This is a genomic window from Paenibacillus rhizolycopersici (assembly GCF_014947195.2).
Lineage (GTDB): Bacteria > Bacillota > Bacilli > Paenibacillales > Paenibacillaceae > Fontibacillus > Fontibacillus rhizolycopersici.
This window is the reverse complement of the sequence record NZ_JADCNN020000015.1, coordinates 103206-114612: the sequence shown is the minus strand read 5'-3', so window position 1 is coordinate 114612 and position 11407 is coordinate 103206. Positions and strand designations below refer to the sequence as shown.

12 protein-coding genes and 1 pseudogene are annotated in these 11407 nt (G+C 54.9%); 4 read left to right on the top strand and 9 right to left on the bottom strand.

What is annotated here, in order from left to right; genetic code table 11:
* On the bottom strand, positions 1-1355 hold a 1355-nt coding region (gene hrpB, locus IM700_RS16155; RefSeq protein WP_204801175.1), incomplete at its 3' end, for an ATP-dependent helicase HrpB.
* Positions 1356-1434: 79 nt separating this feature from the next.
* Between hrpB and IM700_RS16150 the strand changes: the two genes are divergently transcribed.
* Together IM700_RS16150 and gluQRS are read left to right on the top strand one after the other, a co-directional pair.
* Positions 1435-2784, top strand: coding sequence for a hemolysin family protein (locus IM700_RS16150; protein ID WP_193415282.1), 1350 nt, complete (start codon positions 1435-1437; stop codon positions 2782-2784).
* 246 nt (positions 2785-3030) lie between these two features.
* Complete coding sequence (gene gluQRS / locus IM700_RS16145) at positions 3031-4005, top strand: tRNA glutamyl-Q(34) synthetase GluQRS (protein ID WP_193415281.1); 975 nt, start codon at positions 3031-3033, stop codon at positions 4003-4005.
* A 34-nt stretch (positions 4006-4039) separates the two neighbouring features.
* Here the strand turns inward: gluQRS and IM700_RS16140 are convergent, their stop codons facing one another.
* The 7 genes and pseudogenes from IM700_RS16140 to IM700_RS16115 form a co-directional block, all read right to left on the bottom strand.
* Positions 4040-4411 carry a DnaJ family domain-containing protein gene (locus IM700_RS16140; RefSeq protein WP_193415396.1) on the bottom strand — a complete coding sequence of 124 codons (372 nt, stop codon included), beginning with the start codon at positions 4409-4411 and terminating at the stop codon, positions 4040-4042.
* An 8-nt stretch (positions 4412-4419) separates the two neighbouring features.
* Positions 4420-4542: pseudogene (locus IM700_RS23260) on the bottom strand (class I SAM-dependent methyltransferase); the annotation flags it as partial.
* A gap of 214 nt (positions 4543-4756) precedes the next feature.
* A complete protein-coding gene (locus tag IM700_RS16135; protein ID WP_155608831.1) occupies positions 4757-5566 on the bottom strand; it encodes an SDR family oxidoreductase in 810 nt (269 codons plus the stop codon).
* A gap of 101 nt (positions 5567-5667) precedes the next feature.
* Positions 5668-6303, bottom strand: coding sequence for an ABC-2 transporter permease (locus tag IM700_RS16130; protein WP_193415280.1), 636 nt, complete (start codon positions 6301-6303; stop codon positions 5668-5670).
* Positions 6296-7162, bottom strand: a complete 867-nt coding sequence (locus tag IM700_RS16125; RefSeq protein WP_193415279.1) for an ABC transporter ATP-binding protein — start codon at positions 7160-7162, stop codon at positions 6296-6298. The genes IM700_RS16130 and IM700_RS16125 overlap by 8 nt, the downstream gene beginning before the upstream one ends.
* The gene (locus IM700_RS16120; protein ID WP_155608828.1) at positions 7159-7548 is read right to left on the bottom strand and encodes a GntR family transcriptional regulator; all 390 of its coding nucleotides are present in this window, start codon (positions 7546-7548) and stop codon (positions 7159-7161) included. Before IM700_RS16120 ends, IM700_RS16125 begins: the two co-directional genes overlap by 4 nt.
* A gap of 152 nt (positions 7549-7700) precedes the next feature.
* Positions 7701-8525 (bottom strand): hypothetical protein, encoded by an 825-nt coding sequence (locus IM700_RS16115; RefSeq protein ID WP_193415278.1) that lies wholly within the window; start codon positions 8523-8525, stop codon positions 7701-7703.
* Between the two features lie 325 nt (positions 8526-8850).
* Here IM700_RS16115 and IM700_RS16110 point away from each other — a divergent pair, with 325 nt between their 5' ends.
* Complete coding sequence (locus tag IM700_RS16110) at positions 8851-9090, top strand: hypothetical protein (RefSeq protein ID WP_155608826.1); 240 nt, start codon at positions 8851-8853, stop codon at positions 9088-9090.
* A gap of 83 nt (positions 9091-9173) precedes the next feature.
* Here IM700_RS16110 and IM700_RS16105 read toward each other — a convergent pair whose 3' ends face one another.
* On the bottom strand, positions 9174-10388 hold the full coding sequence (locus IM700_RS16105) for an MFS transporter (protein WP_193415277.1): 1215 nt from the start codon (positions 10386-10388) through the stop codon (positions 9174-9176).
* Between the two features lie 221 nt (positions 10389-10609).
* On the opposite strand from IM700_RS16105, the gene IM700_RS16100 reads away from it, so the two are divergent.
* Entirely contained in the window at positions 10610-11389 is a 780-nt protein-coding gene (locus IM700_RS16100) for an alpha/beta hydrolase (RefSeq protein ID WP_193415276.1), read from the top strand.
* Positions 11390-11407: the final 18 nt, after the last annotated feature.

The following is an 11407-nucleotide window of genomic DNA, read 5'->3' as shown; positions in this document are numbered from 1 at the left end:
TCGCGCTCTTCGAGCAGCGCGGCCAGCGCGCAAGCCGGCGAGCCGAGCCCCAGCTCGCGCGCCCGCAGGAGCATATGCGCCAGGCGCGGGTGCAGCCCGAGCGCGGCCATGCGGCGGCCGTGGGCGGTGATGCGCCCGGCCGAATCCAGCGCGTCCAGCTGGCGCAGCAGCTGGACGGCGCGCGCGTACGGCGCCGGCGGCGGCGCGTCGAGCCACGCCAGCTCGCCCGGCGCGGCGGCGCCCCACGCCGCCAGCTCCAGCGCGAGCGGCGCGAGGTCCGCCTCGAGCATCTCCGGCGGCGTCCGCGCCGCCAGCAGTCGGTCCTCCGCCTCGCTCCAGAGGCGGTAGCACACGCCGGGCGCCGTTCGCCCGGCACGCCCCCGCCGCTGGTCGGCGGAGTCGCGGGCCGCGCGCGCCGTCACGAGCCGGCTCATGCCGGTGCGCGGCGAGAACAACGACGTGCGGCGGAGACCGCTGTCGATCACCACCGTCACGCCGTCCACCGTCAGGCTCGACTCGGCGATCGACGTCGCCAGCACGACTTTGCGCCGCCCCGCCGGCGCGGGTTCGATCGCCCGCCGCTGCTCCGCTTGCGGCAGCGCGCCGTACAGCGGCGCCAGCATGACGTCGGCGGGTAACCCGCCGCCCGCCAGCAGCGACTCGGCGCGGCGGATCTCCCGCGCGCCTGGCAGAAACACCAGCACGCTGCCGTCATGCGCCGTTAAGGACCGGCGAACGGCCCGGTCCACCGTACGTTCCAGCGACTCCTTAGGTGTGCCCGGCGCATACACCGTCTCCACCGGGAACATCCGCCCCCGGCTTTGCACGACCGGCGCGCCATCCAGCAAGTCCGCGATCGGCCCTGGGTCTAGCGTCGCCGACATGACCAGCAGCCGCAAATCGTCGCGTAGCAACTGGCGGCTTTGCCAGGCCAATGCCAGTCCGAGATCGGCATGCAAGCTACGCTCATGAAATTCGTCAAAAATAATCAAACCGGTTCCGATCAACGCCGGATCTTGCTGCAGCAGCCGTGTCAATATCCCTTCAGTCACGACCGTAATCCGCGTTTTCGCCGATACCCGGCTGTCTCCCCGCATCCGGTAGCCGACCGTCTCACCAACGGCTTCACCAAGCTGGGATGCCATATATACAGCAGCGGCCCGAGCTGCTAACCGACGCGGTTCCAGCAGCAGGATCCGCTGTCCTTCCATCCAAGGTTCGCTTAGCAGCGACAGCGGCACCCGCGTCGTCTTGCCCGCACCGGGCTCTGCCAGCAGTACGGCAGTTCCCGAACGGCCAAGCGCCGTTTTTAGTTCAGGTATAACTTCATCAATAGGCAAAGGAAGCTTTGTCATGATTCTCTCCTTACGGGTTACACTATGAAAACATTTTACCATATGGAGCAAGGTCTTAAAGGACTGGAGGGCAAACATCATGTTCAAGCTACTCGTCATTTTTCTACTGATTGCCTTAACCGCATTGTTCGTCATCATGGAGGCTTCCCTGCGTGCCCTGCGCCCACGAACCATCGAGGCTTGGGAACGGGAAGGACGTCGCGGTGTGGCAGCACTCCGGGCCTTGTCGGAACGAATCGATCAGGCATTGTCGACCTGCCAACTGGCGATCACAGCCAACTCGTTGACACTGGGATGGCTTGGCCAACCAGCTGTCCGCAGCGTGCTGTCGCCTTCGTTTGCCTACCTTCCGTTATCCACCACAGTGGAAACTTTCTTCTCCTTTCTGATTGCCTTCGTGTTGATCACCTACTTGCATGTCGTGCTTGGCGGATTGGTCCCTCAGGTGCTGGCCGCCCAGCGCGGAGAAGCCATCCTCTTGACCGCAGCCTGGCCGCTGTTAGGGCTGAGTACCCTGCTGTCCCCCTTCCTCTGGCTGCTCAATCGTTCCTCCCGCCGTATCGTTTCGCTTCTTGGCCTAAAACCCGCAGCGGAATGGAGCGACGCGCATAGTGAAGAGGAACTGCGGATACTGCTGAGCGAAAGCCTGGAAAGCGGTCAAATCAACATGAATGAGTACAGCTTCATGAACCGGATCTTCACCTTCGACGAGCTGCTCGCCAAAGACATCATGGTCCCGAGAACCGACATGGTCTGTTTGGATGCGACCAAGTCCCGCGAGGAAAATTTGCGAATCATTCGCCAAGAACAATATACGAGATTCCCTGTTATCCGCCAAAATAAAGACAATATTATCGGCGTCATCAATACGAAAGCGTTATTTCTAGCCCCTGACAATCAGGCGGGGGCTCCTTTGGCTTCGTTGGTCCGGCCGGTGATGACCGTCTCGGAGAACATTCCCCTCCCTGCTTTGCTGACTAAGATGCAAAAGGAACGTACGCATATAGCCGTACTGATCGACGAATACGGCGGAACAAGCGGAATGGTTACGATTGAGGACATTCTGGAGGAAATCGTCGGCGACATTCGGGATGAATTCGATGCGGAGGAAGAGCAGGAAATTACGGAGGTTGCAGCGAATCACCTCATCGTTGACGGCAAAGTTTCGGTTTCGTTAATCAACGATTGGCTGGACGCCGAGTTGGAGGAAGAGGATGCGGATACGATCGGAGGCTGGATCTATGGCCAGAACCTTGATATTGAAGTAGGAACGCAGCTGGTCTATGGGGACTTGCAGTTTACAGTACTGGAACGCGAAGACAGCCGAATCCGCAAAATCGACATCGAGAAGATGGAGCCTCCCGCCCCCGGCTGCTCCTTCAAACCGGAGAGCAGCGGCGAACCCCGCGAGCCCGAAGCACGCTTGTAAAGTACCTCCCGCCATGGACCATTAGAAGCAATCGGACGAATGTATGCGAAAAATCGAATAGAATCCAACGTGATCGGCGACTTCTTCGAAATGAATATGATATTTCATATCCATTTGCGCAATTAGAGCACGTAAGAGTAGAATCTATATGAAAAACCGAATAGACTTCGGAATTTTTAACGTCAGTTACATTTTATAAGCGAAAAATCGAATTCAATCTAGGATAAACCAAGGAAGTGAAGCAACATGAAACGCGGTCGTTTTGCACCTACGCCTTCCGGCGACATGCATTTAGGAAATGCCAAGATTGCGCTGTTATCCTGGCTGCAAATGCGTGCGGCCGGAGGGGTCTTCGTGCTGCGCATTGAAGATATCGACACGCAGCGCTCCAAGCCAGAGATCACGGAACGGATCCTCACCGATCTTCGCTGGCTGGGACTGGATTGGGATGAAGGTCCGGGCGCTTCAGAAATTTCCGGACCGTACTATCAAAGCCAGCGAACCGAGCTCTATGAGGAAGCACTCGGGAAGCTTGACGCGGACGGACGGCTGTACCCGTGCTTTTGCAGCCGGGCCGAGCTGCTGGCCGTGGCCGGTGCGCCGCACGGATTATCCTCGGAAGGCGCGCCCTATCCCGGCACCTGCCGTAGCTTAAGCGCGGAAGAACGGGAACGTCGGGCGCAGCACAAAGAGCCGTCGCTTCGCTTCGCGATCGACCCTGCGGCCGTCAGCTTCGTCGACGGCATCGCCGGGCCGCAGGTCTTCCCGCCGGGAAGCGGCGGTGATTTTGTGGTGCGGCGAGCCGATCACCTGTACTCCTATCAGCTGGCGGTGACCGTTGACGATGCTCGGATGGGCATCACCGATGTCCTGCGCGGCGACGATCTGCTGGATTCGACTCCGCGTCAGCTTCACCTCTATGCTGCGTTAGGGCTCACGCCGCCGACGTTCGCCCACGCCCCGCTCATTCTCGGCGAGGACGGACGGCGGCTGGCCAAACGTCACGGCGATCTGGGGATCTCCGCGCTCCGTGCCGCCGGCACAAAGCCGGAAACGGTTATCGGCTGGCTCGCCTACATCAGCGGCTTACTTGACCAACCGGAAGACGTATCCGCCAAGGACCTGATTCCCGACTTCCACTTGGACCGAATATCGCGGGAACCGTTTGTGTTGACCGAAACGATGATACGACAACTGCTTCCCGGTACCTCCCTGTCGTAAGCTGCCCGCCCCAGGCCCCAGCACCATGTCCCTCCTACTCCAGCTTCCGGCGGATCGCCTCTTCATACTGCCGGAACGCCGGATTCGTCAGCAGACCGCGCTCGTCAGCCAGCAGGTTTAACCGCAGACGTTGCTCCGACACTTGCTTCTTCAAGGCCTGCTTCTCCGGCCCCTCCTCACAGGCGGCCAGCAGGTCGGCGAGCCGGACCATCTCCTGCTGCAACTGGATTTCTTCGGGGACATACCCAGCATTTTTCATCAACTTATAAGCCATCCTGAGGTCCTCCGGAACTCCGGACAAATCTTCAACTTTCAGCGGCTTCCCCTTCCCGGGTAAATCGTCGAACTCCCCGCGCGCCATCGCTTCCGCAATTTTTTGTTCCGCCAACCATGACAGCAAGCCAATTCCTCCCCTCAGGGCTTTTCAGCAGAAATCATTAAAAACATAGGTCTTCGCAATTCATCCACCATTTCAGGAGTGTTTCTCAACATTTCTTCGGAAGGAATGGGTTCATTCACCGCTCTAATCCTGAAACCAGTTTGCCCCTTCCCCACCTTATTTGTTTTGCTTCATCATCCAGCCCCCTTACATGGTTCATAATCGAGTATCGTTGTACGTGCGCGTCCACGTCAAGAACGCCCGAGAAGGTCATTTCCTGACAGTCTCGGGCTAAGGCATCCAAACTCGGTCGGTCTTTGCTCCCGCACACATACTAGAGCGGCGGCATGACCACAGCAATGCGGTTATCCTCTATAACAGCGACTCTGCCCCATCAATCACGATCCGGGCACCGGTGATGTGGATCGCTTCATCGGAACCCAGAAAAGCGACGAGATCCGCGACATGTTCCGGTTGGCCCGGTCCGTCCGCCAGGGGCTGCGACCCCTCCGGATATTTAACAGGGATAACGATTTCCTGCAGCTCCTTGCTCTTCTCCGTCGAAGCGTCAATGTTGGTGGAAATGGCGCCTGGGCTGATGGCATTCACGCGAATTTTGAATTGGGCCAGCTCCAGAGCCAACATTTTGGCAAAAGCCACCTGCCCCGCTTTGGTTGTACTGTAAGCCGACATGCCAAAGCCGGAAAATGTATCATTCCCGTTGATGGAGCTGGTAATGATGATGCTTCCGCCGCCCCGTTGCTTTAAATAGGGGACGGTATATTTTACGGTTAAGAACGTGCCCGTCAGATTGATGCTTAGCGTCTTCTCCCAATCCTCGAAGCTTAAATCTTCGACCGGTGCCAGCTTGCCGTTGATGCCCGCATTAGCGAATACGACATCGATGCCGCCGAAGTGCTCGGCCGCTTCGCGAACCGCCTGCTCAACCCGATGCGGGTCTGCCACATCGACGTCATACGCTTGGGCCGCCCCTTCGCGGATGGCATTGATTTCACGTGCCGCCTGCTCCGTGCGCTCATCCAGCAGATCGAACAACGCCACCTGCGCCCCTTCGCTGGCCAACTTCACCGCCGCCGCCTTACCAATGCCGGAACCGGCTCCGGTGATGATCGCCGTTTTCCCCCGGAACCGTTCGCGATTCGTCGTCTGATTGCTTGTCATGGCTTCACACTCCTGAGATGAAAATGGGTTCTTGGGCGATAATCTTCCTGCCTTTATCCAGATTACCCATTTCGGGGTGTTTTTAAGTCAACCCGACGCGATTACAAATCCCGACGGGCAAAAATCATGCGGGAGATAAGATAAGAAACTACGAGGGCCAGAATCCCCACGCTAGCCCCGAGAAGACCTGTTGCAACGGGATGGGTGGAGATGGAAGCTGACAATTGCAAGCTATCTTCGTCGCTCAACAAGTTCGACGAGAGTTGGCTACCGATCATCACCACGATGATCATCGCCACATTCAAATATTGCGCACCTTTCAAACCCAGCCAATAGTAGATCGGGATATAAATCGCCATAAACACGATTTGCGCCAAGAAGATCCCAAGCATTTGACCGAAGTTGAAAGTTGCCGGCTGGCCATGAACCACGTTCGCCCCGGTGTTTAACAGAATGCAGAACACAAAAGCGATCAGCATTAAAACAAAAGCGGAAACGTATTTGGATAAAACGAGATAACTCCGGCGTACGGGTAAATTGACTAGAAATTGCTGATTGGGAAGACGCATATCGGCATTCAGCGCCAGAATCAGCACCATCCCCGGCAGCATGCCGTACAAAGGCGAGCCATCCGACTGCACGAACCCGGAGAACACCACCATATAAATGAATAGAAGCCAGAGATACCGCTGCAACAGCAGGAAGTCCTTACGAACAAGATGAATGAGGTTAGGCATTCACTTTCCCCCCTTTTGCCGTAAAATACATAATCTCTTCCAGCGTGGGGCGCTCGAACAATGCATGGGTCCCAAACAGGGCATGAGCCCGCTCCTGGTCTTTTGCGAGCGCCTCGAAACCTACTGCCGTTTCCCTTACGCCGATCAATTCCCGTTTTACATCGGTATCCAGGAGTTCGCTGCTCCCCTTAACGATCACGTAGCGTTCCAGTACCTCGTCTTTGCTGTCGGAGAACACCAATTCGCCGCGGTTCAGGAACGTCACGTAATCCGCTACACGATCCAGGTCGGTCGTGAGATGGGTCGAGAACAGAATCGTATTGTTTTCGTCCAAAATATAATCCGCCAACAGATCGAGGAGCTCTCGGCGAAATACGGGGTCTAATCCGGCCGTCGGCTCGTCCATGATCAGCAGCGTCGGATGGTGCGCCAGTGCCAATGCAATGGCAAACTTCATTTTCATCCCTTTGGAGCAATCCTTGATTTTTTTGCGTTTCGGCAGTTCAAACAGCTCCATGTACTTCGTAAACAATGCCTCATCCCAGCGTTCGTAAAAGGGTGCGACGATCCGCTTCATCTGCTCCATTGTCAGATATTCGTAATAAATATTCTCATCGGAGATGTATCCGATCTGTTGCTTGTAACTGCCTTCGTTCCCCGTAACGGGGTGACCAAGAACGTTGATTCGCCCTTCTTCCGGCAACACCATCCCCATGATTGCCTTAATCACCGTGCTTTTCCCCGCTCCGTTAGGCCCAATCAGCCCGGTAATGTACCCTTGCGGTATGGAGAAACTTAATCCCGACAACGCAAAGTTCCCGTAATGCTTGACGAGCCCTTCCACCTCAACTGCATTCATCCTTTAGCGCCTCCTCCTACTTGATCCAATAGTTTGATCCACTCGATCAGTTCATCCGTTGACATCGGAAGGCTTTTGGATTCTTCCAGAACTTCCCGAAGCTTGCTTTCCAGCGCTCTGAGTCGTTGCTCCCGGATAAATTCTTGATTTCCGCCGGAAACGAATGACCCTTTACCGACGACCGAATCGATTAAGCCTTCCTGCTCCAAATCGTTGTAGGCTCGCTTCGTTGTAATGACGCTGATCTGCAAATCCTTAGCCAACTGCCGAATGGAAGGTAACGCTGTCCCCGGCGCCAGCTTACCTTGCAGGATCGCATCGCGAATTTGCGTAACGATCTGCAGATAGATCGGTTCACCCGAGGAATGGGAAAGCAAAATATCCATGCTTCACCTTCTTGACTGGTTATTTTGTTAACAGTGTATATAAACAATATATACATTATCAACACTAAAATCAATTCCTGTTCATAAAAAAACAGCTGTCACTAACAGACAGCTGTCTCGCCTTCGATCTCTATATCATTCGGGTGATCCCTTCATTCAGCTTCGATCGCCTGATGGAACCATTTCAATAGAATCTCCTGAAATTGCTGACGGGGTGTTGGTGTCGCAATCATCCAATCTTCCTCATCCTTGGCGCTATATCGAATCAGCCAGTTCATATGCGTATTGTTCATAAACTGCATCTGCTGCAATTCCCAACACTCTCCGCTGTATGCATAGAACCGGATCTCGCCTTGGGCTAACGGGGTCTTTATACATTTCGCCAAGGCTATACTTCCTTCCACATCGCCCGTCATGTCCGCCAGGAGGGCGGCAAGCTGATTTCGATCCAGCTCTCCAGTCTGGTTCTTCACCGTATCAAACTGCTTCTTGGACATCATCAATGCGGGAAGCTCGCCCGGCGTCCGTGAATTCCATTTCATCCGGCCGGCCAACGCGCCGCTAAGCGGCTTCCCCCCGTTTGTCCGTTCGATCGATAAACCGCATGCCTCTTCAACCAATCTTTCCAACCGGATCACCTGATCGCCAGCGATATGTAGATATTCCTCATAGCTCCGTTTCCCGCAGGTGTAGGTCAGGCGGCAAGCTTTGCCTGAGGCGGATGCCACGACCAAATCGTCCAGGACGTGCTGCGGTAAGCTTAACCGATCTCCTTGCGTCGATTCCGCCATATAACCCTTGCTTCTCAGCGTCTCTCTTACGTCTCCGGTATCCGGGTCCGGCGTCTCCCGCAAAAAGACATGAAAGGGATGGTTCGGATCCAACCATCGGTTTATACCCAGCCGCTCTGCCAAGTACAACCATTCGCTAGCTTGAAGCACCACTTTTTTCTTGCGGGGAGAATCCGTAATCAACATCCGTCCACCTCCTTCAAATTGGGTCTTGCTTACGCAGTTCGACGCAGTAATCATACCACTATTCGATTTCCCGATGCTCGGAAATTTTTGCCAATCTATTACATTGTACCCATGAAAATAGGAGGTGAAGCATAATTTTCATAGAACATGAAACTTTTTGATTCGAATGTCCGTATTAGTTGTATCGGGCGTTCAAACCACGACTTCTGTCCTGAATTGCCTGTTGTCATCAAACATTTATCTAAACATAATGTTTTCTTAATCTTTTTTTAAGATTTATATTCTACAATGTGTACTATGAAACCACTGTATAGAGGTGATTCTTATGAAAATCTTGATCAACTTCCAAAACAACCTGGTACCGGTTTACTTCAATGTCGATAGCAAGCAGCCTGTGCAGCGTACTTTGAAACTACTGACGAGCGCGCTCGAGTACAAATATTATAATGGCAAGCAAGCGTTGCAGAAGTGCCTAAACTCCCTCATCAGCATTGAAATCGAGGGTTCAGAAGCCATCTTGCACAGCAAGAGCGAGTTTGACTCTCTTGCGCTATCTCTCTATTAATCTAGCGGCAAATCCATAGCAAAGGCTCCGTGCTTCAGCTTATCGCTGAATCGCACGGAGCCTTTTTTTCATTTCGTCGATCCTCATGAGTTGGACAATTTCCGTTCCTTCGAGCGGCCGCTTCCAAACAGCGACTTCCATCGGAGGGTCGCCGCCGTGATCGCCAGCAGCAAACCGTTCAATACGAACACAATCGGGATGGAGATCCATCCTCCCAGCGCCCCGCCGGCAATGGGCCCAACCATATTCCCGAGTTGGCTGGCCGATTGGTTCAGGCTGAAGGCGCGCCCGCGAAATTCCGGTTTCGTCGCCTGTACGATTAAGGCGTTTAGCGCCGGGAACACGGCGGCAAAGAACAAGCCGTAAACAAAGCGTAACACCCCGAAGCCGACGAGAGAGTGAAAGAAATGCTGCAAAATATTGCCGACTCCGCCGCCGATCAAGCCGATCATCAGCGTATTGCGGTAGCCGATCCGCTCCCCGATCTTGCCCCAGAGTGGAGCAGCGATTACTGTGGAGATTCCCACCGCCGAGAAGATGATGCCTGAGCTAAACGACGCGTTGGAAGCTGAAGCTCCTAGGTCTAGCACGTACAAAGAAAGCAGCGGCTCGAGTACCATCACCGAAGCGGTTACGATGAGGACGACGAACAGCTTCCCCATCAGCGGACGATTGGCCGATGCTTCCTTGAGATCGTCCAGCACATGCGAACGCTCGCGGTTGCGGTCAAAGTTCTGCTCCTTCACGAAGATCAGGGCAATCAACGCCGAGATCAACACAACGCAGCCCGACGCCAAAAACGACTCTCGATAACCGATAAACTTGCTGAGCGAACCGCCGACCAGCGGCCCGATAATGCCTCCTGCCGCCCCGGCCGTCGACATGATTCCAAGCGAATAGCCTACATGCTTCTCCGGCGTATTCGTTGCTACCAGTGCGATGGCGGAAGGCACATATCCAGCCAATAGACCGGATAAAATGCGAACGGCAATCAGCTGATAAGGATCTTTGACGAAGAAGTAAAGGAGGTAAACCGCACTTAAGGCAAACCCGGAACGGAGCAACATCGGCTTCCGGCCATACTTGTCCGATAGGGACCCCCAATACGGAGAGATCAAAGCGCCGGCCAAAAATGTAATGCCGAACGCGACCCCCGACCAAAGGGTTAGATGCTCGGTTACCCCAAGATCGTGCGCGATAAACAAGGACATGAATGGAATGACCATAGAATACGCGGTGCTGCAAAAAAATACGCCAAGCCACAGCACGTACAGATTTCTTTTCCAGGGGAAATTCACTTGATCCACCCCCAGCGTTGTCACTTTCTAGCCCTGGAACAACCCGTTATGTATATTTTAGCACGATTTCTTGTCAAGCGTTTCGGATGATTTCTGATTTCAAGGTTTCCGCGGTATAATGGACAGTGTAAATATAGGATTATCCATACCGTATGATCGCTTTGGTAAACGCTTACTTTGCGTGTGCCTGAGGCGGCATGGTGAAAAGGAGCATGAGCGTTATGGCACTGTTTCAATGTCGTTTTTTCTCGGAAGTGTTAGGCCTCAGTACCTCGATGACCGTCATTTTGCCCGAACCCGCACAATCGCAAATCGGGATGTCCGCTCCCGGAGTGGCCGGGCCTTACCCAACCCTCTATCTGCTGCACGGGATGTCGGACGACGATTCCATCTGGTTGCGTCGCACCTCCATCGAGCGTTACGTTTCGGGTTTAGGGCTGGCTGTCGTTATGCCTCAGGTCGATCTGAGCTTCTATTCGGATATGGCCTACGGCAACCGCTACTGGACGTTCGTCAGCGAGGAGCTGCCGCGATTGTGCCGGTCGTTCTTCCCGTTGTCTGAGCGGCGTGAGGATACGTTTGTCGCCGGTCTCTCAATGGGCGGTTACGGCGCCTTCAAGTTGGCGCTGCGCAAGCCGGAGACGTTTGCCGCCGCGGCCAGCTTGTCGGGCGCGCTCGACATCGCGAACAGCCAGCATGGGTTGTCGCCGCTGTTCCAGCGCATTTTCGGCGAGTCTGGGCCGCAGGGGACAGATAACGATCTGCTGACGCTGTTGGACCCGCTCGCTCAAGACTTACAGAACGGCAAGCTGGTTCCCCGGTTGTATCAGTGCTGCGGCACGGAGGATTTCCTGTACGAAGATAACCAGACGTTCCGCGAAGCTTGCACCCGTGCCGGCCTGCCGCTGACCTACGAGGAAGGCCCAGGCTCCCACGAGTGGGGCTATTGGGACGCGAAAATCCAGGACGTGCTGAAATGGCTGCCGATTCAACCGAAGTAAGATAAAAAATTGCCGGTC

Coding starts and splice junctions, on each gene's coding strand:
- IM700_RS16100 (WP_193415276.1), top strand. CDS start 10,610: ATGGCACTGTTTCAATGTCGTTTTTTCTCGGAAGTGTTAGGCCTCAGT.
- gluQRS (WP_193415281.1), top strand. CDS start 3,031: ATGAAACGCGGTCGTTTTGCACCTACGCCTTCCGGCGACATGCATTTA.
- IM700_RS16135 (WP_155608831.1), bottom strand. CDS start 5,566: ATGACAAGCAATCAGACGACGAATCGCGAACGGTTCCGGGGGAAAACG.
- IM700_RS16150 (WP_193415282.1), top strand. CDS start 1,435: ATGTTCAAGCTACTCGTCATTTTTCTACTGATTGCCTTAACCGCATTG.
- IM700_RS16110 (WP_155608826.1), top strand. CDS start 8,851: ATGAAAATCTTGATCAACTTCCAAAACAACCTGGTACCGGTTTACTTC.
- IM700_RS16125 (WP_193415279.1), bottom strand. CDS start 7,162: ATGAATGCAGTTGAGGTGGAAGGGCTCGTCAAGCATTACGGGAACTTT.
- IM700_RS16130 (WP_193415280.1), bottom strand. CDS start 6,303: ATGCCTAACCTCATTCATCTTGTTCGTAAGGACTTCCTGCTGTTGCAG.
- IM700_RS16120 (WP_155608828.1), bottom strand. CDS start 7,548: ATGGATATTTTGCTTTCCCATTCCTCGGGTGAACCGATCTATCTGCAG.
- IM700_RS16115 (WP_193415278.1), bottom strand. CDS start 8,525: ATGTTGATTACGGATTCTCCCCGCAAGAAAAAAGTGGTGCTTCAAGCT.